The 25,454-nt window shown below is 40.0% G+C and carries 28 protein-coding genes; 5 read left to right on the forward strand and 23 right to left on the reverse strand.

Features of this window, described 5'->3' with window-relative positions:
* Positions 1-10 precede the first annotated feature (10 nt).
* From HT732_RS02505 to tsaB, 10 genes are all read right to left on the reverse strand, one after another.
* The gene (locus HT732_RS02505; RefSeq protein WP_125415531.1) at positions 11-334 is read right to left on the reverse strand and encodes an AzlD domain-containing protein; all 324 of its coding nucleotides are present in this window, start codon (positions 332-334) and stop codon (positions 11-13) included.
* The gene (locus tag HT732_RS02510) at positions 324-1,019 is read right to left on the reverse strand and encodes an AzlC family ABC transporter permease (protein WP_173253834.1); all 696 of its coding nucleotides are present in this window, start codon (positions 1,017-1,019) and stop codon (positions 324-326) included. The genes HT732_RS02505 and HT732_RS02510 overlap by 11 nt, the downstream gene beginning before the upstream one ends.
* Positions 1,020-1,292: 273 nt before the next feature.
* Entirely contained in the window at positions 1,293-2,519 is a 1,227-nt protein-coding gene (locus tag HT732_RS02515; protein WP_173253835.1) for an MFS transporter, read from the reverse strand.
* Positions 2,520-2,590: 71 nt separating this feature from the next.
* On the reverse strand, positions 2,591-3,256 hold the full coding sequence (locus HT732_RS02520; RefSeq protein WP_173253836.1) for a CPBP family intramembrane glutamic endopeptidase: 666 nt from the start codon (positions 3,254-3,256) through the stop codon (positions 2,591-2,593).
* Between the two features lie 11 nt (positions 3,257-3,267).
* Positions 3,268-3,945 (reverse strand): CPBP family glutamic-type intramembrane protease, encoded by a 678-nt coding sequence (locus tag HT732_RS02525; protein ID WP_173253861.1) that lies wholly within the window; start codon positions 3,943-3,945, stop codon positions 3,268-3,270.
* A 21-nt stretch (positions 3,946-3,966) separates the two neighbouring features.
* Entirely contained in the window at positions 3,967-4,200 is a 234-nt protein-coding gene (locus HT732_RS02530) for a hypothetical protein (protein WP_173253837.1), read from the reverse strand.
* A gap of 286 nt (positions 4,201-4,486) precedes the next feature.
* Positions 4,487-5,350, reverse strand: a complete 864-nt coding sequence (locus HT732_RS02535; RefSeq protein WP_173253838.1) for an XRE/MutR family transcriptional regulator — start codon at positions 5,348-5,350, stop codon at positions 4,487-4,489.
* 106 nt (positions 5,351-5,456) lie between these two features.
* Complete coding sequence (gene tsaD, locus HT732_RS02540) at positions 5,457-6,467, reverse strand: tRNA (adenosine(37)-N6)-threonylcarbamoyltransferase complex transferase subunit TsaD (RefSeq protein ID WP_173253839.1); 1,011 nt, start codon at positions 6,465-6,467, stop codon at positions 5,457-5,459.
* Positions 6,457-6,894 (reverse strand): ribosomal protein S18-alanine N-acetyltransferase, encoded by a 438-nt coding sequence (rimI, locus tag HT732_RS02545; protein WP_050242654.1) that lies wholly within the window; start codon positions 6,892-6,894, stop codon positions 6,457-6,459. The genes tsaD and rimI overlap by 11 nt, the downstream gene beginning before the upstream one ends.
* Positions 6,891-7,574, reverse strand: a complete 684-nt coding sequence (gene tsaB, locus HT732_RS02550) for a tRNA (adenosine(37)-N6)-threonylcarbamoyltransferase complex dimerization subunit type 1 TsaB (RefSeq protein WP_173253840.1) — start codon at positions 7,572-7,574, stop codon at positions 6,891-6,893. Before tsaB ends, rimI begins: the two co-directional genes overlap by 4 nt.
* Before the next feature lie 177 nt (positions 7,575-7,751).
* Here tsaB and cibA point away from each other — a divergent pair, with 177 nt between their 5' ends.
* Positions 7,752-7,937 carry a fratricide two-peptide bacteriocin subunit CibA gene (cibA, locus tag HT732_RS02555; RefSeq protein WP_000180841.1) on the forward strand — a complete coding sequence of 62 codons (186 nt, stop codon included), beginning with the start codon at positions 7,752-7,754 and terminating at the stop codon, positions 7,935-7,937.
* Position 7,938: 1 nt separating this feature from the next.
* On the forward strand, positions 7,939-8,091 hold the full coding sequence (gene cibB / locus HT732_RS02560; RefSeq protein WP_000974044.1) for a fratricide two-peptide bacteriocin subunit CibB: 153 nt from the start codon (positions 7,939-7,941) through the stop codon (positions 8,089-8,091).
* Positions 8,092-8,411: 320 nt separating this feature from the next.
* Here cibB and HT732_RS02565 read toward each other — a convergent pair whose 3' ends face one another.
* The gene (locus HT732_RS02565) at positions 8,412-8,627 is read right to left on the reverse strand and encodes a hypothetical protein (protein ID WP_000282482.1); all 216 of its coding nucleotides are present in this window, start codon (positions 8,625-8,627) and stop codon (positions 8,412-8,414) included.
* Between the two features lie 279 nt (positions 8,628-8,906).
* On the opposite strand from HT732_RS02565, the gene HT732_RS02570 reads away from it, so the two are divergent.
* Positions 8,907-9,140 (forward strand): DNA-dependent RNA polymerase subunit epsilon, encoded by a 234-nt coding sequence (locus HT732_RS02570; protein ID WP_000639572.1) that lies wholly within the window; start codon positions 8,907-8,909, stop codon positions 9,138-9,140.
* A 1-nt stretch (position 9,141) separates the two neighbouring features.
* A complete protein-coding gene (locus HT732_RS02575; RefSeq protein WP_050205233.1) occupies positions 9,142-10,821 on the forward strand; it encodes a ribonuclease J in 1,680 nt (559 codons plus the stop codon).
* A 190-nt stretch (positions 10,822-11,011) separates the two neighbouring features.
* Here HT732_RS02575 and mnmG read toward each other — a convergent pair whose 3' ends face one another.
* The 12 genes from mnmG to HT732_RS02635 all read right to left on the reverse strand — a co-directional run bounded on the left by mnmG (position 11,012) and on the right by HT732_RS02635 (position 24,365).
* Positions 11,012-12,925: a tRNA uridine-5-carboxymethylaminomethyl(34) synthesis enzyme MnmG gene (mnmG, locus tag HT732_RS02580; RefSeq protein WP_173253841.1), complete on the reverse strand. Its 1,914-nt coding sequence runs from the start codon at positions 12,923-12,925 to the stop codon at positions 11,012-11,014.
* Positions 12,926-12,934: 9 nt separating this feature from the next.
* Positions 12,935-13,390, reverse strand: coding sequence for an NUDIX hydrolase (locus HT732_RS02585; protein ID WP_173253842.1), 456 nt, complete (start codon positions 13,388-13,390; stop codon positions 12,935-12,937).
* 139 nt (positions 13,391-13,529) lie between these two features.
* On the reverse strand, positions 13,530-14,651 hold the full coding sequence (mnmA, locus tag HT732_RS02590) for a tRNA 2-thiouridine(34) synthase MnmA (RefSeq protein ID WP_001282953.1): 1,122 nt from the start codon (positions 14,649-14,651) through the stop codon (positions 13,530-13,532).
* A gap of 352 nt (positions 14,652-15,003) precedes the next feature.
* Entirely contained in the window at positions 15,004-16,398 is a 1,395-nt protein-coding gene (gene argH / locus HT732_RS02595; protein ID WP_173253843.1) for an argininosuccinate lyase, read from the reverse strand.
* A 28-nt stretch (positions 16,399-16,426) separates the two neighbouring features.
* Complete coding sequence (locus HT732_RS02600) at positions 16,427-17,623, reverse strand: argininosuccinate synthase (protein ID WP_050242660.1); 1,197 nt, start codon at positions 17,621-17,623, stop codon at positions 16,427-16,429.
* 16 nt (positions 17,624-17,639) lie between these two features.
* Positions 17,640-18,446 (reverse strand): ABC transporter substrate-binding protein, encoded by an 807-nt coding sequence (locus HT732_RS02605; RefSeq protein WP_173253844.1) that lies wholly within the window; start codon positions 18,444-18,446, stop codon positions 17,640-17,642.
* Between the two features lie 207 nt (positions 18,447-18,653).
* Positions 18,654-19,295: an ABC transporter ATP-binding protein gene (locus tag HT732_RS02610; protein WP_000571038.1), complete on the reverse strand. Its 642-nt coding sequence runs from the start codon at positions 19,293-19,295 to the stop codon at positions 18,654-18,656.
* Positions 19,292-21,400 (reverse strand): bacteriocin-associated integral membrane family protein, encoded by a 2,109-nt coding sequence (locus HT732_RS02615; protein ID WP_173253845.1) that lies wholly within the window; start codon positions 21,398-21,400, stop codon positions 19,292-19,294. Before HT732_RS02615 ends, HT732_RS02610 begins: the two co-directional genes overlap by 4 nt.
* 49 nt (positions 21,401-21,449) lie before the next feature.
* Positions 21,450-21,605, reverse strand: coding sequence for a hypothetical protein (locus HT732_RS02620; RefSeq protein ID WP_000790963.1), 156 nt, complete (start codon positions 21,603-21,605; stop codon positions 21,450-21,452).
* A gap of 80 nt (positions 21,606-21,685) precedes the next feature.
* Positions 21,686-22,273, reverse strand: coding sequence for a hypothetical protein (locus tag HT732_RS02625; protein WP_173253846.1), 588 nt, complete (start codon positions 22,271-22,273; stop codon positions 21,686-21,688).
* A 502-nt stretch (positions 22,274-22,775) separates the two neighbouring features.
* Positions 22,776-23,504, reverse strand: coding sequence for a hypothetical protein (locus HT732_RS02630; RefSeq protein WP_173253847.1), 729 nt, complete (start codon positions 23,502-23,504; stop codon positions 22,776-22,778).
* Positions 23,505-23,519: 15 nt separating this feature from the next.
* Positions 23,520-24,365 carry an ABC transporter ATP-binding protein gene (locus HT732_RS02635; RefSeq protein ID WP_173213236.1) on the reverse strand — a complete coding sequence of 282 codons (846 nt, stop codon included), beginning with the start codon at positions 24,363-24,365 and terminating at the stop codon, positions 23,520-23,522.
* Between the two features lie 180 nt (positions 24,366-24,545).
* On the opposite strand from HT732_RS02635, the gene HT732_RS02640 reads away from it, so the two are divergent.
* Complete coding sequence (locus tag HT732_RS02640) at positions 24,546-25,409, forward strand: helix-turn-helix transcriptional regulator (protein WP_173213233.1); 864 nt, start codon at positions 24,546-24,548, stop codon at positions 25,407-25,409.
* Positions 25,410-25,454: the final 45 nt, after the last annotated feature.

The raw sequence follows: 25,454 nt of genomic DNA on the forward strand, positions 1-25,454 counted from the left end.
TCGAAGAGTATTAAAAGATCAAACGCAAGACTGCAATTAAGACCACTCCAAAGAGAACCGTACCGACTAGATTGCGGTAGCGAAAGGCTACCCAAGCCGTTGGAAAGACTGCTAAGAAGTCCAGCCATTTAATTTGAGGAAGGCTCCCAACCTTACCTGTCACTACGCTTGAAAGAATCAAGGCAAAGATAATAGAAACAGGCAAGAACTTCAAAAAACGCTCAACGATCGCAGGCAAACCCTTATACTTGACTAAGATGAAGGGAATCATACGGGGAATCCAAGTCACCAAGCCAGAGAAAATAACTGCTAATAAAAGATACTTACTGACCATCTAAAACCACCCCCATTGTACAACCTAGCAAGGTCGCAAACAGAACAGCTAGTGACTGAGACACCACTGTCAAGAGCAAAAAGAAGGACACCGCAACAACCGCTAGGATGATGAACAGATTGCGGACAGGAATCCGTCTTTGCATAATCTGGAATTGCGAAGCAAAAATGCCGATAAACATCCCAACCAAAGCAAAGTCCAGCCCAAAGATTTCTGGATTTGGCAGCAGGCCACCTAGAGCCGTTCCGACCACTGTTCCCACAAACCAAGCCACATAGCTGTTGAGATTGTTCCCGTGCATCCACATAGGATTGACCTTGTCTGTATGAGCCAATTCGCCCATCAAAACACCATAAGTCTCATCCGTCAAGATACTAGACATACCGATATTGTGCCAGAGACTAGTATGACGAAAATAGGTCGACGCATGCAAACTCAACAAAAAGAGACGCAAATTGATCAAAAAAACCGTCATAGCAATAGCTGCCACAGGGGCTTGAACCGCAATCAGTGCCAACATGGCAAACTGGGCACTCCCAGCATAAACAAAGAGGCTCATCAAGGCCATCTCTACAGGTGTCACATAGGGCGCACCAATAATCCCACAGGCCAGCCCGATACTGACATAGCCAAGGGCCGTTGGCATGGCTGCCTGCGCCCCCTCCCAAAATCCTTTTTCTTTCATCTTTCTCCTCATATTGTCTTAATAATACTCAATGAAAATCAAAGAGCAAACTAGAAAGCTAGCCGCAGGTTGCTCAAAACATTGTTTTGAGGTTGCAGATAGAAGCTGACGCGGTTTGAAGAGATTTTCGAAGAGTATAAGTAGGCTGATAAGAATCCAGCCACAGCATGGACTATTATAACACATTCAGGAAAGAGAAAAAAGTCTGCTGATTTTGACCATCATAAAAAGACTGGCAATCCAGTCTCAAACATATATTAGACAAATTCTCCGCTAAATACTTTCACGAATATTCAGAAGCATGACAAAGGCAACTAGAAGAAATAGCAATAAAACAAAGCTAACTGCCAGAGTTCCAAAGCTAGTAGCAATGGTTACCAAAGCTATTGTAAATAAGCTAGGTAAAACAACCGTAATGGCACCGATAGAGGATTGAACTGCTCCCATTGACTCCTCAGGTATTTGTTTAAAAACAAGTTCCTGTAATCGAGGAGAGAGAATACCTGCGAAAAAGGCATCCAAGGTACTAAAGATGAGAATCCAGTCAAAACGAACTGTGGCAAATCCTACTAGAAGAAGCAATTGGATGACAAGTGAGGCATAGAGAGCTGTTTTTATAGAAATCATATTTTTCAGATAGCCACTTACAAGGCTTCCGACAATCAGGGCTGACAGTTCAAAAGTGGATAGCAAAGCAAGAGATTGACCTGTTTGTAAATTCAAAAAGGGTTGATTCCTCAAAAACAGAGTAGAGACAGGAACTGTAACATTTATCACTGCTTGACTAATAGAAATAATAAACAAAACCAAGAGCACCTTATTCATATTCCATATCAATTTCGATGATTGGAGCAAATGCTGGCAAAAGGATTTTACAGAGAGTCCTTCTTGATAGCTAATCGTTTTTTCTACTTTCAAGAGGTCAGTTTTTATGAATAGGATACCTAAAAATGCGATTAAAAAGGTAAGAGCGTTCAGTAAGGAAATAAACTGGATAGATAGAATACCTAGTAAGACTCCTCCTAAAATATTACTGATTGTTTTCACTAAACTAACAGTTGATTGTTTAAATCCAATAGCTTCTGCCAGATGGTCTTGCCCAATAATTCTAATGAAAATCGGAGTGAGCATAGCGCCTGAAAAATAACTCAATGTGTCAGACAAGAGGTTAATCAGACAAATAAAGGCTACTAGTACTAAGGAAAAGGACTGCCCTGAAAGTGATAAAGAAACGATAGAGTAAAGCAAAAATTTTGCAAAACTAATGACTGTGTATTTTAGGACACGATGATGTTGAAAATCCGCCAAAACTCCCAGAAAGATTTGCAGAACTTGAGGCAGGGTTTCTGAAATCGTGATGAGTAAAATCGCCAGAGGGGCAAAAGACGCATCTGCCACATAATTCAAAAAGGCCAGATAAAAAATCGTATCCCCAAGCGTTGAAATCCACTGGTTGATGGTTAATTGCCTAAAATCTCTATTTTGAAGAAATACTTTCATCACAACTCCTTTTTAAATTCAAATGGGAAGTTTTCCCCAAGGATAGACCGCGATACTACTAACAACCAAAATTACAGTAACATCAAAATCTGACCAATGCCATTGTAAACTATATGCAGTCCAATAGGCCAATAAATGGACTTTGTCACTCTAAACAAGACTGCAAATATGAGACCACCACCCATATATACAAAAAAGTCTGTTAGGATCCAACCATGGCCGCTAATGTGTAAGATTCCAAATAATATAGCTGAGCCAAGTACATCCAGTCCCCATTTCTTCCCTTTCTCCAGAGCAGTCATCACCAATCCACGGTAAATCATGTCTTCAAAAATGGGACCTGCAATCACAGGATAGAAAAAATACATCAAAAATGCTGTAGCTCCTGTAAAAGTAGGAACATCCAGTTGATAAGCAATTTCATTTCGGGTAGGTGGGAAAAGAAAAAAGGTGACGAAATTCCAAATAACAAAAGCAAGCAGAGCTAGGAAGGAATAGAAAAGATAGGATCCTTTAAACTTTCTACTGTTGATTTGTTGCCATTTTCCTGACTTAACCATAGCAAAAAAAGCAATAAAAACGACAAGAAAATGCAACATCATATCTGATAAATAATAGCCAAAGTCAGATAGACCAATAGCAAAGTCGCTAGATAAAACCAGACCACTAAGGTACTGATAAGCAATGACGAGTAGGAATGCTATAAAAAAGTAATAATGTAAGGTTATCTTTTTCATATATCACCTTTCTAATATCCAAATACCAATAAAGTAACAATGAGTAAGAAACTATTCCATGAAGCATGCAGAGCTATAGCCCAATAGATGGAGCGAGTGTAACGAAATATCATACAAAATATCAAGCCCATTCCAAAATACTTTATGAAATCTGTCGTTATCCAACCATACTGCAAAACATGCATAGCGCCAAATATGGCAGCGGAAACAAGAACATCAAGATAGTATCTTTTAACTTTAGATAAACTTGTCATCAAAAAGCCACGACAAACAACCTCTTCTGATACAGGTGCGATAATACTAGTATAAAGTATTCGCGTAACAAAATAGCTAGTTCCTGTTAAACTGGTGGCTACCTCCACGACTACACTTCCATTCTGGGTACGAGGAAAGATATAGGTTGTTAGATTTGCCCACACGAACAATAAGAAAAAAGAAAGAAGGAAAACACCCAGGTAAGACCAACGAAACTGGAAACGACCACACTCTTTCCAATATTCACTTTTGACAAAAACAATTGTAGCTACAGTTCCCAGAATAAGTACCAATAAAACTTGGAACACATAGTACATATTATCAGACAAAGCAACCATAAAATCTAAGTCTGATGTGACATTAAAAATGATGTAATAAGTCAAAATCAACAATCCCGTTGCTAGGTGAAATTTCATTTCTTTCATTTTCTTTATCCTATTATCTCCTATGAGAGCCTATCTTCTACGGCGGCTAAACAATCCATCTGCTAAATCTATAGTCCAATCAAAAGCTCCACGATTAGGACTCATCCCTTGATTGCCCCAACCAGGGTAAATTCCTGGGACGCCCCAACCAGATATACCACTTCTTCCGCCACCTCCCATAGAATTTACGAGGTTTCCTCCTCTAACATCTTGCAACTCAGCTTCTGTCAATTCCATTGTTTCTGCAAATTGTAAATTTAACATCTTTTACACTCCTTCAATTATCTTCATTTGTAAACCACTTCTGCGACCTAGGATTTGCTTCAAGTGCTTTACAAGGACAGTATAACACAGATATTGGCTTATTTTAGAAAATCGCATATTTGATATTTTTTCTTATAGAAATTTCAGATTTGCGATTTTAGTAGATTTGATTATTTCCCTGGTATAATAAAGTTATTACTAATGAGGAGTGGAGAAACTATGAAAAAACAAATTTTAACATTATTGACAATCGTTGCTGAGATTATTATCATTTTCCCGTTTCTAACTAATCGATAAGTTCTTTGTATTGCTGAAAACGCAATTCGAAGAGGGCTATCAATTGTGGATTTTCTAATACTTGCAGAGATTGGATAAAGTGTTCAATCTCTTTTTGATTGTTTCCTTTGGTTTGAAGGAAAATACTCATTTTCTTTAAAAATTGCCACAATACTTTTTCAAAAACATCGTATGGACGAAGCATACTCTCCAGCTCAGCTTCAAAGATTGGGATGTAAGAGAAAAGTTTTCGCTCCATGAGCTCTGATATAATATTCAGAAATCCACTTTTCATATACAGTCTATTATGTACCAACTCTTTAAATTCCTTAGATTTCTCAAGTAAAGTGGTTGATAAAAATATCAAATCTTGATTGCTCAAGAAGGGCATGGTATTACAGAATATATAGAGTTCAAACCAGGTCCAAGACTCAATAGCGTAGAGGTAGGTAGTTAAAAACTCGCTATCCTCCTCTGCTAGCGGATAGCTTTTATCTAAGGAATGGATAGCATCTTTAATCACAATGGCATTCAAACGACGATAGGTCTCTGCCATCTGTTCTTGCTTGATTTCCTCCAACAGTTGCTCTAATCCAGCAATATCTTGATGTGCAAAGCGATCCACAACCTTTCTACCAAATCGCATATGTGGAGATTCTTGATAGTTATTGAGTTTGTGCCCAAACTCATCAAAATTCATATTGATCCCTTGGATGGCTAGGATCAACTTATCTGCAGATAGCATAGACTGCCCTAGTTCAAACTTGGACAGCTGAGAGGCTGTTAGTCCAGCACAAGCCACATCTGACTGCTTGAGCTTTCTAGCCAAGCGCAACTCCTTGTAAAATTCTCCCAATTCCATTCTCTCGATCATCTTACCACCTCCTAGCTTTTGCATATTATATCATTATTTTTATAGTTTTGTCAAAATATTCTGACACTTTGGTGATTGAAAAAGCCAGCCTTAAGCTGACTCCATTTTATTCCATGGTATCAAAAGCGAGACTTGGTTTGGCATTGAGGTCCAAGCTTGCAAAGTTTTCTTTGTTCCACTCGCTGACGCTGGCATAGGCAATCATACCTGCATTGTCTCCGCAGAGGCGCAGAGGTGGGATGATAACCTTGACATCTGTGATTTCGGCCGCTAGGCGTTCTCTGAGGCCTTTATTGGCTGCTACCCCACCTGCTACGACTAAGGTTTTAACAGGGTATTTCTCCAAAGCCTTCTTAGTTTTTGCCATAAGAATATCCAAGACAGCTGCTTGGAAGGAAGCGCACAAGTCCTCTGTAGATAGGCTTTCTCCCTTTTGTTCGGCATTGTGGTGAAGATTGATAAAGGCAGATTTCAAACCTGAGAATGAAAACTCCAGATTATCTTCCTTGATCATGGCACGAGGGAAATCATAAATATCCTGTCCCTGATGAGCTAGCTCGTCAATCTCACGACCAGCAGGATAGGTCAAGCCCATGACACGGCCGACCTTATCATAGGCCTCGCCAACCGCGTCATCTCGCGTTTCCCCAACAATCTTGTAGTCACCTGCCTCAGAAACATAGACCAACTCCGTGTGTCCACCGCTAACCAAGAGGGCTAGCAAGGGAAACTCCAAAGGCTCCACACTCTGAGCTGCCATGAGGTGACCAGCCATGTGGTTAACAGGGATAAGTGGAAGTCCATGTGCCCAAGCAAAGGCCTTAGCAGCTGACAAGCCAACTAGCAAGGCTCCGACCAAGCCTGGTCCATAGGTAACCGCCACAGCTGTCACGTCCTCTTCCGTAATCCCTGCTTCTGACAGTGCCTCCTCGATACAGGCTGTAATGACCTCGACATGGTGACGACTGGCTACTTCGGGCACTACGCCCCCAAAACGTTTGTGACTCTCAATTTGACTAGCAATGACATTGGACAAGAGCTCATCGTCGTTTTTCAAAACGGCGACACTGGTCTCATCACAGGATGTCTCAAATGCTAAAATATATCTATCCTTCATCTATTTCTCTCTTCATGATGATGGCGTCCTCGACTGGGTCATGGTAGTAGGCCTTTCGCTCAGCGATGACTGCCATCTTTTCTTTCTTGTAAAATGCTTGCGCTCGTTGGTTTGACTTTCTGACTTCTAGGAAAATCTCCTTGTCTGTCGGCAATTGAGCAAACAAGGCTGATGCAATTCCCTGACCCTGATAGTCTCCTTTAACAGCGATTTGCAGGACTTCTGCTTCAAAGATATTTTCCTGAACAGCTAGAAAACCAATCACTTCTGCCCCATCATAAGCCAGAGCATACCAAGTCTGGTCTTGAGCCAGGTCTGCTTGGATTTGTTCCAGCGTCCAAGGACTGACTGAGTAAACATCCACCATGACAGCGTAGATGGCTTGAGCCAGTTCAGGCTGTTGTTGGATTCGTTTGATTTCTATCATAGGCGTTTAATGTAAGACTCACCAGACTCTGTGTGGTTCTTAAGCCAGTTTTCCTCAGCCTCGACACGCTTGAGGTAGTTAGGCACAAAGTCGTGCAAGGAGTCTGCTGCCTTGTCCCAGGCCCAGAGAGCTAGATTAGCTGCATTTGGCAAGGTTTCTTTGAAATTAGTCCTTGGCAAGTGTTCTTGAATCTGCTCAACAAAGGGGCCAACTTCTCCGACAAAGGTTACCTGACTAGCACCCTTGATTAGCTCAATCACTCGATCAAAAGGCAGGTGCGCTTCTGGCATGACAGGTTTCGCATTTTCATAAAATCCTGCATAAACATTGTTGCGACGTGCATCCATCAAGGGAACGAACAGACCTTCTTGTTGGTAGGGCACCAGAGCCAAGAGGCTAGACATACCAACTAACTCAATGTTCAGAGTGTGAGCTAAGGTTTTGGCAGTTGCTACCGCAATTCGCAAGCCTGTGTAGCTACCTGGCCCTTCCGCCACCACGATTCGGTCCAAATCCTTGGGCGTCCAGTCCAAACTTTCCATCAAAAAATCGATGGCAGGCATGAGGGTAATACTGTGATTTTTCTTGATATTAATCGTCGTCTCGGCAAGAACCTGCTTGTCCTCTAAAATAGCGAGAGAAAGAGCCTTGCTGGACGTATCAAAAGCTAATACTTTCATAACATATTCCTATCTTTTGGTCTGCTTACTATTATACTACAAAAGCTGGCACATGGGAATTTTCTTTATCCCTAAACAAGAGTGCCCTCACTTAACTAAAAATAATTTAAAAAAATGTTCACTTTTCCTTTTCTTTTACGAATATAAAAGTGAACAAGAAAAAAGGAGGAAAGTTCAATGACAAATTTTGACGTTCTTGACAATCAATTTTTATCCTTATCTGAAAATGAATTATCAGATATTGATGGCGGTCTCGCTCCCTTGGTTATCTTTGGAGTAGCAGTATCTTGGAAAGCTATTGCAGGTGGAACAGCACTTATAGGTTCTGGTTTGGCAGCTGGTTATTTTTTAGGAGGAGATTAATATGATGAAAGATTTGAACAACTATTGTGAAATTTCTAATAAGGAATTGCAAGAAATAAAGGGTGGCTTTGGTGTAGGTGTTGGTATCGCTTTATTTATGGCAGGTTATACCATTGGAAAAGACCTTCGTAAAAAGTTTGGTAAGTCATGCTAGATAAGAAACACATTTTTAGAAGGATAAATTTTATTGTCTTCATCTCTTACAGTTTGCTCAGCATTCTCAATGATTTAAACATTACTACTATCCCTTTACCATTCGATTTATCTGTTTGTATTGTTTTATTTTTATGCTTCAACTCTATTTTTGAGCAGAACAATGACTCCCATAAAAATAATAAGCTCTGAAAATTCCATTGTCATGTCATTTTAAAAAATGCAAAACCGCCTCATCTGGATAGATGGGGTGGAATTTTCGTATAGTAAATCTACTATCTCTTTATCCCCAAACAAAAAGCCCCAGCATAAGCGGGGCATCTAAGCATTTAATCCAAAGTAAAATACAAACCAAACGACATAGGTTACGAGGAGGAGAAAAAGCGAGTAGAGAGTCACAAAGGTAATTTTCCACAAGAACTTAGTTTGTCGTCGTTCCATTTTGGCAAATAGAAGATTCCCTCCATAAACACAAGCAACAAAAACGATAAAAGCTACCAAGCGAGCTCCGATAGCAAAAGCAAATAAGTTATACATAGGGCAACCTCCTTGACTTAAAAACTATATGGAATTATGACAAGCAATAAATTTCACTTCCATTATCAATATAACACATTTTTGTTTTTTTGCAAGCGTTTACTCGACAAATCGTCCTGTGACTTTCTCGTTTCCGTCTTTTACTAATTTTTCATTTTGTGGTATAATTGAAATAATTGTAACGAATCAAGGTCAATCTAGACACAAAATGGAATGAAATCAAGCAAATCTATGCTAAAAGTTTGGAATAAGCTGACCTGTAAAATAGAAAGGAACTATATGATTTACAAAGTTTTTTATCAAGAAACAAAAGAACGTAGCCCACGTCGTGAAACAACACGCGCACTTTACCTAGACATCGATGCCAGCTCAGAACTTGAGGGCCGCATCGCTGCTCGCCAACTTGTCGAAGAAAATCGCCCAGAGTACAATATCGAATATATCGAACTCTTGTCTGACAAATTGCTAGATTACGAAAAAGAAACTGGCGCCTTCGAAATTACGGAGTTCTAATATGGCCTATACTCTTAAACCTGAAGAAGTCGGCGTTTTTGCCATCGGTGGTCTGGGAGAAATCGGGAAAAACACTTACGGAATTGAATACCAAGATGAGATTATCATCGTCGATGCTGGGATTAAATTCCCAGAAGATGACTTGCTGGGTATCGACTATGTCATTCCTGACTACTCTTACATCGTAGACAATATCGACCGCGTCAAGGCTGTCTTAATCACACACGGACACGAGGACCACATCGGTGGGATTCCATTCCTACTCAAGCAAGCAAATGTCCCTATCTACGCTGGGCCGCTTGCCTTGGCTTTGATCCGTGGGAAACTCGAAGAACACGGCCTCTTGCGCAACGCCAAACTTTACGAAATCAACCACAATACTGAGTTGACCTTTAAAAATCTCAAGGCAACTTTCTTTAGAACGACTCACTCTATTCCAGAACCTTTGGGGATTGTCATTCATACTCCTCAAGGGAAAATTGTCTGTACGGGTGACTTCAAGTTTGACTTAACACCAGTTGGTGAACCAGCAGATTTGCACCGTATGGCAGCTCTTGGTGAAGACGGTGTACTCTGTCTCCTGTCTGACTCGACAAATGCAGAAATTCCAACCTTTACCAACTCTGAAAAAGTCGTTGGCCAGTCCATCATGAAGATTATCCAAGGCATAGAGGGACGTATCATCTTTGCATCCTTTGCCTCAAATATCTTCCGTCTCCAGCAAGCAACAGAAGCTGCTGTTAAGACTGGGCGCAAGATCGCTGTCTTTGGTCGTTCTATGGAAAAGGCCATTGTCAACGGAATCGATCTTGGCTACATCAAAGCTCCTAAGGGAACCTTTATCGAGCCAAATGAAATCAAAGACTACCCTGCAGGAGAAATTCTGATCCTCTGTACAGGTAGCCAGGGTGAGCCGATGGCAGCCCTCTCTCGTATCGCCAACGGAACCCACCGTCAGGTACAACTCCAACCAGGTGATACAGTTATCTTCTCTTCTAGTCCAATCCCTGGAAATACGACTAGCGTCAACAAGCTGATTAACATCATTTCTGAAGCTGGTGTCGAAGTTATCCACGGTAAAGTGAATAATATCCATACATCTGGACACGGTGGCCAGCAAGAGCAAAAACTCATGCTCCGCTTGATTAAGCCAAAATACTTCATGCCTGTCCACGGTGAATACCGCATGCAAAAAGTCCATGCTGGACTAGCGGTAGATACTGGTGTTGAGAAGGACAATATCTTTATCATGAGCAATGGTGATGTGCTTGCCCTTACTGCTGACTCAGCTCGTATCGCAGGTCATTTCAATGCCCAAGACATCTATGTCGATGGAAATCGTATCGGTGAAATCGGTGCTGCTGTCCTCAAAGATCGTCGTGATCTATCTGAAGATGGTGTCGTTCTGGCAGTAGCAACTGTTGACTTCAAATCGCAGATGATTCTGTCTGGTCCAGACATCCTCAGCCGAGGCTTTGTCTACATGAGAGAGTCTGGCGACTTGATTCGCCAAAGCCAACGCATCCTCTTCAATGCCATTCGTATCGCACTGAAAAACAAGGATGCTAGCGTGCAATCAGTCAATGGTGCCATTGTCAACGCTATTCGCCCCTTCCTTTATGAAAATACAGAACGTGAACCGATTATCATCCCTATGATCCTCACACCAGATGAAGAATAATACTCTTCGAAAATCTCTTCAAACCACGTCAGCTTCGCCTTGCCGTATATATGTTACTGACTTCGTCAGTTCTATCTACAACCTCAAAGCAGTGCTTTGAGCAACCTACGGCTAGCTTCCTAGTTTGCTCTTTGATTTTCATTGAGTACAAGTCAACAAAACAGCCCCGATTTTTCGGAGCTGTTTTTCTCTATGCTTTCTTTTCTTGATTTTTAGAAATACTACGATTTTTACCTTCCAGATAGACCATCAAAATAGAAATATCTGCTGGGTTTACTCCCGAAATACGGCTGGCTTGGCCGATGGTTTCTGGATTGATGAGTTTGAACTTCTGACGGGCTTCCGTCGCAATAGAATCAATGTCATCCCAGTCGATATTGGCTGGAATACGTTTTTCTTCCATACGTTTCATCTTGGCAACCTGATCCATGGCTTTGGAAATATAGCCTTCGTACTTGATTTCTGTTTCAATCAATTCGATAATCTTGTCATCCAAGTCCTCTGCAGCTAGTCCGATGAAGGCCACCACATCTTGGTAAGAAACTTCTGGACGGCGAAGGAATTCCTTGGCTGTCACTGCATCTGTCAAAGGCTTGAAACCCATCTCCTCAACCTTAGCGTTAGTTTCCTTGACTGGCTTGAGTTTGATGCTATCTAGGCGTTTCATCTCATTATCAAATTGATTTTTCTTGATTTCAAAGCGAGCCCAGCGTTCATCATCCACAAGACCAATCTCACGTCCCATCTCAGTCAAACGCATATCAGCATTGTCATGGCGGAGAATGAGACGGTATTCAGCACGACTGGTCAAGAGACGGTAGGGTTCAATGGTTCCCTTGGTCACCAAGTCATCAATCATCACCCCGATGTAACCGTCACTACGCTTCAAAATCAACTCAGGCTTGCCTTGGATTTTCAGAGCCGCATTGATGCCAGCGATAATCCCTTGACCTGCTGCCTCTTCGTAACCTGACGTTCCATTTGTCTGACCAGCAGTGAAAAGTCCTGAGATTTTCTTGGTTTCCAGAGTCGCACGCAACTGGTGAGGCAAGACCATGTCGTACTCAATGGCATAACCTGTCCGCATCATCTCTGCATTTTCCAAACCTTTGATGGAATGAACCAAGTCACGCTGGACATCCTCAGGCAGACTAGTTGAAAGTCCTTGAACATAGACTTCCTCAGTATTGCGCCCTTCTGGCTCAAGGAAGAGTTGGTGGCGTTCCTTGTCCGCAAAGCGCACAATCTTGTCCTCAATAGACGGACAATAACGAGGTCCCACTCCCTTGACCACACCTGTAAACATAGGCGCACGGTGGAGGTTATTTTGGATAATTTCATGACTGGTACCATTGGTATAGGTCAACCAGCATGGCACTTGATCTTTGACATAATCCTCATCACGTGAAGTGTATGAGAAGTGATTAGGCGCTTCGTCCCCTGGCTGAATCTCTGTCACATCGTAGTTGATTGAAGAAGCCTTGACACGTGGAGGGGTTCCTGTCTTGAAACGACCGATTTCGAGGCCCAGTTCCTTGAGATTATCAGCAAGGTTAATAGAAGCTAGGCTGTGGTTAGGACCTGATGAGTACTTGAGGTCTCCGATGATAATTTCCCCACGGAGGGCTGTTCCTGTCGTCACGATAACAGCCTTGGCAGCATATTCTTGATGGGTCGCTGTACGCACACCGACAACCTTGCCATCTTCCACCAAAATCTCATCAATCATGGTCTGACGAAGGATCAGATTTTTTTGATTTTCAACCGTTTTGCGCATCTCTTTAGAGTAAAGCTCCTTGTCAGCCTGCGCACGAAGGGCACGAACGGCTGGACCCTTCCCTGTATTGAGCATCTTCATCTGGATGTAAGTCTTGTCAATGGTCTTGGCCATCTCGCCACCTAGGGCATCGACTTCACGCACGACAATCCCCTTGGCAGAACCACCGATAGAAGGATTACAAGGCATGAAAGCCAGCATTTCAATGTTGATAGTCGCAAGCAAGACCTTGCAACCCATACGACTAGCGGCCAAGGAAGCCTCGACCCCAGCGTGTCCTGCACCAATTACAATAATATCGTATTCTTCTGTAAAATTATAAGTCATATTTCTCTCCTATTCCTCAAGATGAATGTGTCTTAGTTGGCCGTCCCAATCTGGTAAGGCTGTTTTTAAAAAGGCTGGGACTAGATTGATACCCTCAAGCTTGTCTATGTCAATCCATTCACAGGGCTGCGATTTTTCATCTTCCTGCATGGTCAATGGGGCATCTTCAAGCAAATTCACTAGATAATGAAACTCGATATTGTGATAGTAAATACCGTCCTGTTCAAAACGATTTTCAACTACAAAAGCTAGTTGCCCAGCTTGAGCTTTGACACCCAGTTCTTCCCTCACTTCACGGACTACCGCGTCTTCCGTGCTTTCATTGACTTGAATCGCACCTCCAATTGTGTAATACTTGCCCTTATCTTTGGTAACTAGGAGTTTGCGATTTTGAAGAATCAAAGCTGTCGCCCGAACGCCAAAAACTGTATTTCCTACTTTTGTCCGAAAGTCTTGTTGAGTCATTCCTATCCTTTCCCTTAAACGACACAAAAACAGTCAAAACTCCAAAGAAGTGCAGGACAAAAAGCCTGCAACATCCATGAGCTTTGACCATCATTTCTATTGCTTTTATTATTGTAGCAAATTGAGAAAATTTGTCAATCTAAATGTACTGACAAACTTGTCCATCGCGGTAAGCATTGTCAATCAAACCACCACCGAGACACTCTTCGCCATCGTAAAAGACAACTGCCTGTCCTGGTGTAATCGCGCGTTGCGGTTCTGCAAATATAACCTCTGCCTTGTCTCCTTTGACATGTACTGTCACCTTAGAATCAGGCTGACGGTAGCGGAATTTAGCCGTACATTCGAGCGTAAACTCCTCTGGCATATCACGAGTAAAGTGGACCTGACTGGCTTCTAAGCTGGTTGACATAAGCGAGTCATGGTAGAAACCTTGGCCAACATAGAGGATATTCTTGCTTAGGTCTTTTCCGACAACGAACCAAGGCGCATTGTCACCGCCGTGTTGCCCACCGATACCGAGGCCACCACGCTGACCGATTGTATAATACATAAGGCCTGCATGCTCGCCCATGTCGCGTCCATCCACAGTCATCATGCGACCAGGCTGAGCTGGCAAGTAGTTGCTGAGGAAATTTTTAAAGTTCTTTTCTCCGATAAAGCAAATCCCTGTCGAATCTTTCTTCTTAGCAGTCGCAAGTCCTGCTTCTTCTGCGAGTCTGCGAACTTCAGGCTTTTCCAAATGCCCCAGTGGGAACATGGTTTTTTGAAGTTGTTCTTGCGAAAGCTGGCTGAGGAAATAGGTCTGATCCTTGCCATTGTCCACACCACGAAGCATGTGAACAGTGCCATCCTCATCACGCGCCACTCGGGCATAGTGCCCAGTCGCTACATAGTCTGCCCCCAAGGTCATGGCATAGTCCAAAAAGGCCTTAAACTTGATTTCCTTGTTGCACATAACATCTGGATTTGGCGTGCGTCCTGCACGGTATTCCGCTAGGAAATACTCAAAAACGCGGTCCCAGTACTCTTTTTCAAAATTGACAGAGTAGTAGGGAATGCCAATCTGGTCTGCTACCGCAGCCACATCCTTATAATCTTCGGTCGCCGTACAGACGCCGTTTTCATCTGTGTCATCCCAGTTCTTCATGAAGATACCAATCACATCGTAGCCCTGCTCCTTGAGAAGAAGAGCCGTCACCGACGAATCAACACCACCACTCATCCCCACAACAACACGTGTTTTAGAGTTATCACTCATGGTAAGTCTCCCATCTATTCGTTTATTTATACCCCTCAAAATTCTATTTACTATGACTTTCAATAGAATTTATTTGAGTACAGTCATTTCGTTTGCTTTTAGTAGTAAAATGGTCTGGGAGACCATTTTAGCCTATCATCTTAAAATGAAAATATGATAGGTAACGAGTCGCAAGCATAACTTGAGTTAACGACGTAATAAAAGATAAACGAAATGACTAGTTCACGATTGAAGGTCGTGTGTGCTTTAACGATTGAAGGTCGCTTGAGCAGTATTCATTATAACATGCTTGGTTGGAGAAGACAAGAAAGAGGCTGTCAATCGACCAACCTCTTATTCTGAACCTATCAATCTAGCACTTTTTAGCTTCATTCGCTTTCTTAGCAACTGCAATTTGGTATTTCACTTGGTCAAATCCTGTACCTCCCAAGGAATTTCGTCTTTGAACAGCAGTTTTAGGTTGCAAGTAGACATAAATATCCTCGGCAATGAGGGAATGATAGGTTTGCAATTCCTCCAAAGTCCAATCTTGAATATTTTTAGCAGACTTGATAGAGTCTAACACTAATCTTCCCACAACCTCATGAGCTTCTCTAAATGGCAAACCTTTCCCTGCCAAATAATCTGCCAACTCAGTTGCATTTGAAAAGTCCTTCTCTGTCGACTCTTGCATTTTTCCCTTGTTTACCTGCAAGCTAGATAGCATACCTGCCAACACATCAAGGGAATTTAAAATCGTTTCGACCGTATCAAACATTCCTTCCTTATCCTCTTGCAAATCCTTATTATAAGCTAAGGGCAAGGACTTCATGACTGTCAATAGTCCAAACAGATTCCCATAAACTCTACCAGTCTTTCCTCGAATCAACTCAGCCATATCTGGATTTTTCTTTTGTGGCATAATAGAGGAACCTGTTGTAAACGTATCTGACAAGGTAATGAATTGGTACTCAAAGCTACACCAATTGATCATTTCTTCGCAAAAACGACTCATATGCATCATTAGTATGCTGGCATTGGATAGAAATTCTAAGATAAAATCGCGGTCACTAACAGCATCCAAAGAATTTGTATAAGGTTGCTTAAACTCTAACAAATCGCTAGACAATTGGCGATCAATGGGGAAAGTCGTTCCTGCCAAAGCTGCCGCACCTAGAGGGCATAGGTCTGTATGTTTCTGGTTAAATTCAAAACGTTCACTGTCTCTTTGAAACATATTGTAGTAAGCCATCAGGTGGTGGGCAAAACTAATAGGCTGGGCATGTTGCAGATGGGTATAGCCCGGCATGATCGTCTCTACATGATTTTCCGCCAAGTCTAATAAAACACCCTTGAGATGAGTCAGTTTATCTAGGACATGACCTAGTTGCTCCTTGAGATACAAGTGCATATCTGTCGCAACTTGGTCATTTCGAGAACGAGCTGTATGTAACTTCCCTGCAAGGGGACCAATTTTTTCTGTCAGTAACACTTCCATATTCATATGAATATCTTCGTTTGCAATATCAAAGTCAAGTTGGCCTGCCTCTAGCTCTTCTAAAAGCTCTTTCAAGCCTGCTTGAATCTTTTCTGACTCCTTCAAACTCAAAATGCCCGTCTGACCCAACATCTGAACGTGGGCTAAAGAACCAATCACATCAAATTTAGCTAATTTCTGGTCAAAAGATATACTCGCTCCAAAGCGCTCTACCCAATCTTCGACAGTACCTTCAAAGCGACCACCCCATAATTTTGTATTCTTAGCCATATCACATCCACCTCTCTATCCAATCGCCCTATTTGGCGCTTTTTTGAACCTCAGAATGAACCTTGGTTGGAAGTCCCCATAACTTAATAAAGCCAACAGCTGCATCTTGGTCAAAGGTATCTGCACTGGTATACGTCGCCAAATTTTCATCGTAAAGTGAATTTGGTGATTTCCGAGCCACGACCTGAGCGCTTCCCTTATAGAGTTTGACTTTTGCAGTCCCATTGACAACTTTTTGAGTCTCTTTAATATAAGCAATCAAGGCTTGCGTAGCCGGACTAAACCACAAAGCATTATAAATGAGATTTGATAATTCATTTTCTATGATTGGTTTAAAATGAGCCACTTCTCTCACAAGCGTCAAGTCCTCAATTTCCTTATGAGCTGTCAGCAGGGTCACTGCACCTGGACACTCATAGATTTCTCTTGATTTAATCCCAACCAAACGATTTTCCACGTGGTCAATCCGTCCGACCCCATGTTTTCCAGCTATTTCATTGAGTTTTTGAATCAAATCTGCCAATTTTAACACTTCTCCATTGAGGGAAACTGGAACACCTTCACTAAACTCAATCTCAATGTATTCTGGCATATCTGGAGCTTGCTCTGGAGAAGTTGTGATGCCAAAGGCCTCTTCTGGAGCCTGATTCCATGGATTTTCCAAAATACCACACTCATTGGCACGTCCCCAAAGATTTTGGTCGACAGAGTAGGGATTGTCAAGGTCAGCAGGAACAGGCACCCCATTTTCCTTAGCATAATGAATTTCTTCCTCCCGAGACCATTTCCATTCACGAACTGGCGCAATCACTTTTAAATTGGGATCCAAGGCTGCAATGGATACTTCAAAACGCACTTGGTCATTCCCCTTACCTGTACAACCATGAGCAATTGTAGTCGCTCCTGTCTGATGCGCTATTTCAACCAATTTTTTAGAAATAAGAGGGCGGCTCAAGGCAGATACCAAAGGGTACTTTTGTTCATAGTAGGCATGTGACTGGAGAGCCACTAGCACATAATCTGTAGCAAATTCGTCCTTAACATCAATGACATAAGATTCGACTGCCCCAACCTTGAGAGCCTTATCATGGATGAAATCTAAGTCTTTCCCTTCACCCACATCCATACAAACTGCAACAACATCATAGTCTTTCTTTAACCAGGTAATAGCAACTGATGTATCCAAACCGCCAGAATAGGCCAAAATTACTTTTTCTTTACTCATGTTCTTTTCCTTCTTTCTATTTTTCAATGGACGCTTTAAAGGCATCCTCAATGAGTTTGTCTAATTCTCCAGACTCCTTCAACTTTTGAATAGTTTTATCAACTGCTTCTTTCAATTCCTTGCTATCTTTTTTCATGGCGACCGCGTAGGAATCATCTTGCTCTTTTTCAAAATTGAGGTCTGCGATTGCTAAATCAGGATTATTTTCCACAAATCCCTTGGCAACAGGTTCTTCAAAGATAACGGCATCCACTTGCCCTGACTTTAAATCTGTAATTAAATTCCCATTTTTAGGCAGAGATACGAGGGAAGAATTTTGAAGCAAATCTTTCGCCATCGTTTCTTGAATCGAACCTTTCTGCGCTCCGACCTTTTTCTGCTCCAAGTCGTTTACAGACTGATAAGTGGCCAAGTCAGATTTTTTGACAATGAGTTTATTTTTTGCAGTATAGTAGGGAGTTGAAAAATCGAACACCTTGCTCCGTTCATCTGTCTTAGAAACACCAGATATGGCAAGGTCAGCTTTTCCTGATTGAACACTAGCCAATACATTGTCAAAACTCATGGGGGATAGTTCCAGTTCGACACCTAGTTCTGTTGCGATAGCCTTGGCTAATTCGATATCTGAACCCACAATCTGATTTTTCCCATCAACCACTTTTTGGTATTCAAATGGAGCAAAATCTGGATTGAGAGCTACAACCAATTTTCCTTTGGACTTGATAGCTTCAATTCCAGCCGATTGATTGTTACTACAAGCAAATAGTAGGGGGAGCATCACTAAACCAAACATCGTCATCAACACCTTCTTCATCTTATTCATAACAAAGCCTCCTTTATGTTTATTCCTTTTGTTTGTATAAATAATACACCTATCTTCATCCTTTGTCAATCCCAAATTGTAATTTTTTTCAATTCAAAACAAAAAAAACCTAGGAAAATTACATAAAAATGTCATTCCTAGGCGTATTTATGCTATTTCTCTTTGGAAAATATGAGTATTCAGCCAGTCAAATGAAGCTGAACGAACTCATTTTCCCTCGCCCAATTCAATGATCCGATGACATTGTTGGGCTACATAAGCATCGTGGGTCACGATAATGACTGTTTTCCCCTCTCGATTCATCTCTAAGAGAAACTTCAAGACCAAATCTCTATTTTCAGGATCCAGCGAACCTGTAGGTTCATCGGCTAAAATCAGCTGGCTGGGTTTTAAGATGGCTCTAGCAACTGCAATTCGTTGTTGTTCGCCACCAGACAACTCGGAGACCTTTTGATGCAAAGTAGCTGACAAACCTACTCTCTCTAAAATCTCTTCCACCTTTTTGAGCTTGTCTTTCTTAGACAATTTCACATATTTCAGCGCCAGCATGAGATTGTACTCGACCGTTTCATCATCAATCAGGGCAAAATTTTGAAATAGATAAGAGATATGTTCACGGATTATTGTTTGCGACTTAGCAGAATTGACCGCTAGATTTGTCTGACCAAAAATCTCATACCGTCCGCTGTAATCACCATCTATCAAACCCAATAAATTTAACAAGGTCGACTTACCACTGCCACTCTTGCCAACAATGGCTACCAAATCCCCCTGATCAATCCTGAGAGATAAGTTATCCAAAATCACTTTTCCCCCAATGGTTTTGGTAATATTTTCCAACTCAATCATAAGATGCCCCCTTTCAATAACTCTACTAGACTTCTTTTCTCCATCCTAGAAGCCAAGCCTAGCACAAATAGTATATCCAAACATGTAAAGCCTGCAAACAGCAGGAGTGGCAAGAGCGCATGGGCAAAGAAAATCAAGACTAGAAGAGGCAGACTATAGCCCAGCAAGAGCAGAACGAGGAGAGGACGATAGCGATCGACCAGTTTCCACCCCATAAACTTCTTGGTAATGATATCCCTGCGCTTCAACAAGAAAGTAGTAACGAGTAAAAAGTAGGAAATCATCATGCTAAGGAGACCAAACAAAGCAAAGAGTAGGTTAAAATTCCGAACAGCATCTCTATAAGAATCCACTTTCTCTTGTTGAATGGCTTGAATAGATGAAAATTTTAAATAATTTCCATCTGACAATTTCTCAACTAACTCTGTAATCTCTTTTTGATGTTGAACCGTATTTTCAATTTTAATCGGATTATTTAAGCCAGTTGTTGACAGGGAGGCTTTCTCATCCCACATCATATCAGAATCATTGACCAAGCTAATAATTGGATTGGAGAGATTTTCCTTTCGCTTATCACTATATGGGAAAAATGACCAATCTCCTTCATAATAGGCAATCTCGACATCCATCTCCTCTATCGTTCGTTTTTGCTGCTCTTCATACTTCATCGAATGAAAGGCAATTAACTTCCCCAAGAGCTGATTTTTATCTTCTTGTCCTTTGTCACTGATTGGCAACAAAATCACCTTTTTAGTGCCGGTATCTGGTAGCTTGAATCCCTTGCTCTTTAGAAAATTGCGATTGGCATAGTAAACATCCACCGTATCTGTTAACTGATATTGCTGAATCTGTTCTGATTGGACAAAATTTTTTACAGGAAGACTGCTACTCTGCACATAGCCCGCCTGCGTTTTTTCTACCAAATCCTGATAAAATCGATAGAAATAATCTGTAGATTTCCCTGACCCTGCTAGCTCTTCTTGCCACAGATTATCATTGAGTTTGAAGGTTTCTAAGGTCAGGTAATTGCCTTGGCTTACCCACTGTTGCTGATAAGCAAGTTCTTTGTTTTCTTGTTCTAGACTTCTACCTACCCCAATCAGTAAGGCCGTCAGTAAAATAGTTGTCCCTATTTTCATCACATAATTGAAGATGAGACCAAGTTTGACAGATGAAAAACCTTTCAACATGGAGCTGACTGTCATTTTCTGAATCATCAGGTAGGTCAGCCAACTGATGAACAAATACAACTGTAAAAGCAGAAATTGGGATAAGAGTAAACTTGGGAACAGAAGTTTTGGTCTGTAGTCCAGCACTAAAAATAGTCCCAAGTCAATGATAAGACTTCCACCCAAGAGAAGATAAAAATTAGTCTTTACAAAACCAGCTAAAATCGCCCTGCTTTGGAAACCAAGTAACTTTTGAACCCCCACTCGTTTCATCTCCATCATCGGCTGATAAACTGTCATTAAAATCACAAGCAAGATTGCCAAGATAAAGATAATGATAGATAGTAACAACTCTTGATTTAGCACTCCAACCTGACTTCGGTAAGTGGGTTCTAATAAAATCGTCTTATCTATCTGGAAAAAATCACTCCACTTTTGTAGAATGGTATCGCGATCTATCTCTTTGCTGGAGGTAATCATGTAGCGCCCATTTACAGTATGGGATTTATCCTCAATATAGGATTGGAAGGTCTGGAGTCGAATGAGTTTCACCTTTAAAAAGGTGGGAATGGTTCCTAGATTATTGGGAAGATCCTGGTTGCTGTAGACCCCCTTCTCATTCTTTGAAAAATCAAGAGAAGTCAGACCGAACTCCTGATAGGGGAAGGTTTCCTTATCAAAAACACCAGCCTTGACGACCTCATCGCCATTATCTACTTTGATAATAGAGACCTTGTCTTGGCTTGCAACCTCTTCAAAAAATTGGAGAATCGTTTCTGTCGGTTTAGTGACATCTTTCAAGTACAAGTCAAATGAATAAGTTGTCTTGCCCATCTCCTGAATCCGCACTATTTCACGTGTAACATTTACATTCAGGACAAAAAACGTAGTACACAGCAAGAGCAGGAGCATACAAAGATGACTGATTTTTTTCATAGAGATACCTCCCGTGAAGAGACGAAAGCGAGATAGGTGCAGGTACTTTTTATTTTTTACTAAATTTTAAATAGGTGTAAATAAATCCTGCACTTATAGCCAGAGTTGTCCACCATTTAAAATCAATATGCAAAAGTGAAAAGATTGTAAAACTGATGATTAGCGAGGCTAAAAGATAGACAATGATTAAAATTTTATTTTTCATAGAAATTGCCTTTCTGAATGGATTCTAGTGTTTACAGCTCATTTGTAAAGTTTACAATAAACAACTAGGGCAATTGTCTATCAAAATGTTCTTTTATCTGTCAATAATCCGAGAAAATCTTGTCGTTTCAAGTCGGAGAAGTGTTTGGTAGAAAGACTTCCTCTTTGAAGTCCATCATCTCTAACCTGTAAATAATAGCTATGTTGGCTTGTTTTAATTGTCAAAAAATCGCCCAATATAAAAACTTTTTTCCAGTTGCGAATCTCAAATTCTTTTATCTCTGATTTTGGAATGCGGATAAGTCCTTGTCGCAAATCACGATGATGCTCACTTGTGAAAGTCATCCCATTCCCAATATTTCTTATCAGTAGTTCATCTGGAGTTACCATCACCAGCGCTATTTTAGTTAAGAAAATTTCAACTGTTGGTGGTAAAATCGCCAAATCAAACCAGGGATGCAGGTAGCGATAGGCTAAGAAATAATGAGGCTCCTCACCCAATCCTAGTTGTTTATATAAGGCCTTGACCTCACTATCTAACCTCGCTTCAAAAGACACATCCGAATGCGCTTCTTCCTTCTTCTGATTAAAATAACGCATCCAGACTAGAAAATATATAAAGACTATAATAAATATTCCTGATAAGAGATATTTTACATTGTAGTTCATCACTTAACCTCCTGATTAACTTTTCCGCCTAAAACAGAGGCCTATCTATTTTGAAAATAGTTCCATAACAACTTTAAATAAAACTGGTGACATTGTATCAAGCTAGAATTCTTTCTTTTCTAGCTGCATCATAATTCTTTGCTGAATACAAGGTTAAGGGTACTGTATTTGTTAACGCTTACACAATCCCTATTTTACCTATATTATAAATCAACATATATAACCTGTCAAGTAATTAAAGAAAAATATTAAATATTTTCAAGTAGTTTCAGTCTTGAATACAATCAAGTTGAAAGGAATACCGTGTGGTTTTTGAATTTTTGAAGTTTCATAGGTCAGTTTGTTGGATAATGTTATAAGAAAATTCATGCTCATCAATAGAAGGCTTAATTCCCCTACAATTATCTGTTTACCTCTGTTATACATTCTAATTTTCTTTAGTCAGCGCAACATCTTTTTATTTTTTGCTAGATTTTGAGACGGTAAATAATACTAAATGAAACTAAAATGAATACTCCTTGCTTTTCTTGAGAGTGAACAAGTACAATAAAATGATTGTAGCGGTTGCCACAAGATACTGACTAATAGACATCGTATTTGAAGCCACAAATACAGGTAAAGAATAAAAAGGAAGAAGTTCAATTACTTTGATAAACAAATCATTACTAGTATTCATCATAATTGTATTTAATATATTAGGGATAAAGAGTAGTAAAGCTACTAAAATACCAAATACCAAGCCACTTTTCAATTTGTATAAATAGAAAATGTAAGATAATAGAAAATAAAATAGGACTAACAAAATTGTATTGACTACAATGGCTACTATAAAATCTAATCCTAAAGCACCTGGAACACCCAATTTACTTACGATGACTAGTAACACAATACCATTCAAAGCATAAATAATGGAAACTGAGATGGCATATAGAAAATTAGACAAGACGTAAATCATCCGATTTTTCTGTTGATTATAAAATAAACTTATCGTATTGTGGGAAAAATCCCTGCTAATAATTCGGTTAGCATGTATAACAGCCATTAACATACCGAGCATAGCATAAAAGTTTGAAATATGCTTAATACCAAGCGATGTCCCTTGAGTATTTAGAATAAAGAATGTAACCAATATCGGCGGTATAAACGAGATAATCAAACCGAGATATATTACGCCTGATGAATATAAATCCCTTATATTTTCTTTAAGAAAATTCAATTTATTTAATTTCATGATTATAACCTTCCTTTATTTTGAACGATTTAGATAAATATCTTTAAGCGTCTCTTTTTTAGTTTCAAAATCAACTACTTTAATAGAGTTTTCGTTAAAAAATTTAAAAAGCTCACTACTTTGAATATTTCCAGACATAGTAATTCTCAGTCCCTCTTCCTGAACAATATCCCCAAATTCTTGTTTGGTAATGAAAATGTCTCTATCTATAGCTGATGAAAAAGCTATCTCAAACAAGCAATTATGACTATCTTTTCCTACTTTTTGGAATGTCAAAAGCCCGTTCTCCAATAAAAGAACTCTCTCACAAATTTCTTCAATATCTTCTAATTTATGACTCGATATTAAAATTCCCACATTTTCATGTAAAGCTAAATTTTTTAGAACCGCTAAAACTATTTGTGACGATTCAATATCTAAACCATTAGTCGGTTCATCTAAAATCAATATATCAGGTTCCGTAACGAGAGTTAGAAGCAAGGCTAATTTTTGTTTTGTACCCAAAGAATAGGTCTTTACTTTTTTATTAATAGACTGAGTCAAATCTAACTCTTGGATCAAACTTCCAAATCTTTCTTGATTGTAGTCAACACCATATAAATTTGACAAATATTTTAAATTCTCTAAACCTGTTTTAGATAAAAATAATTTTGGTTCTTCGATTAAATACCCAACATTATCACTACTTATAATATTCCCTGAAGTCGGTTGATTATTCTGAACAAGAATTTTCATCAACGTACTCTTACCAACTCCATTTCTCCCTACTAGACCAACAATTTCACCCTTGTTAAGTGCAAAATTTATATCTTTGAGAATGATTGAATGACCATAATGCTTACTTACATTTATAACTTCCATTTTTTATTCCTCCCTGTATTTTGTATCTACAGTATACCTCTTCTTTACTCTGTTTTAAAATTAGTTAACTTTTTTCACACATTATTTTAGTTTTCTTTTTTACTATTCCTGTTACTATGATACAATATTTTTAATTGGATTTTATTATTTGTTAACTTTTTTCACGAAAAGGAGAAAATCATGCGTTATGATTTCGGAAAGGTCTATAAAGAAATACGTGAGTCAAAAGGCTTAACCCAAGAAGAGGTCTGTGGGAATATCCTCTCAAGAACCAGCCTATCAAAGATTGAAAGCGGCAAGGTAACTCCCAAATATGAAAATATGGAGTTTCTTCTCCGGCAAATCAATATGAGTTTTGAAGAGTTTGACTATATCTGCCACCTCTATCAACCAAGCCAACGAACAGAAATCATGCAAACTTATCTCAATATGAGCTCAATCCTAGGAACTAGTGAACTCGAAAAACTATTTCAAAAATGCCAAAACTATCTCAATACCCGCCACGACCTGCCTATAGAAGAAATAAGGGATATGCTGGAAATTGTCATTCATATCCGTCAACATGGTACAGAGCAACTGTCAGACCAAGTGAAACAGACTGTCAAAAAACTTTGGGAAAAAATTGAAAAACAAGGTACATGGTATGAAAATGATCTAAAAATCCTCAATACCATCCTTTTCAGCTTTCCTATTGAACACCTCCATCTCATTACTGGAAAAATCTTGCAACGCTTGGAAGTCTATAAAAACTATCAACATTTATATGACTTACGAATGGCAATCCTACTCAATCTGTCCACCATTTACTTATACCATCAAGACAAAAACATGTGCCAACAAATCTGCTATACTTTACTAGAGGATGCCAAGAAAAAGAAGCACTACGATAGGCTTGCTATCTGCTATGTCCGTATCGGAATTTGTAGGGATGATGCTAAATCTATCCAAAAAGGTTTCTCACTTCTAGAGCTGACCGAGGAAACTTCTATGCTGTCTCATCTCAAAAAAGAAGTGGAGAACTATTATCAAGCGAAGGACATATAAAAAGTCGAGGGATTTCCTCGACCTTTTCATATTATTCTGTTCGTT

It is taken from the genome of Streptococcus sp. 5346 (assembly GCF_013277455.1).
In the GTDB taxonomy this organism is placed as follows: Bacteria; Bacillota; Bacilli; order Lactobacillales; family Streptococcaceae; genus Streptococcus.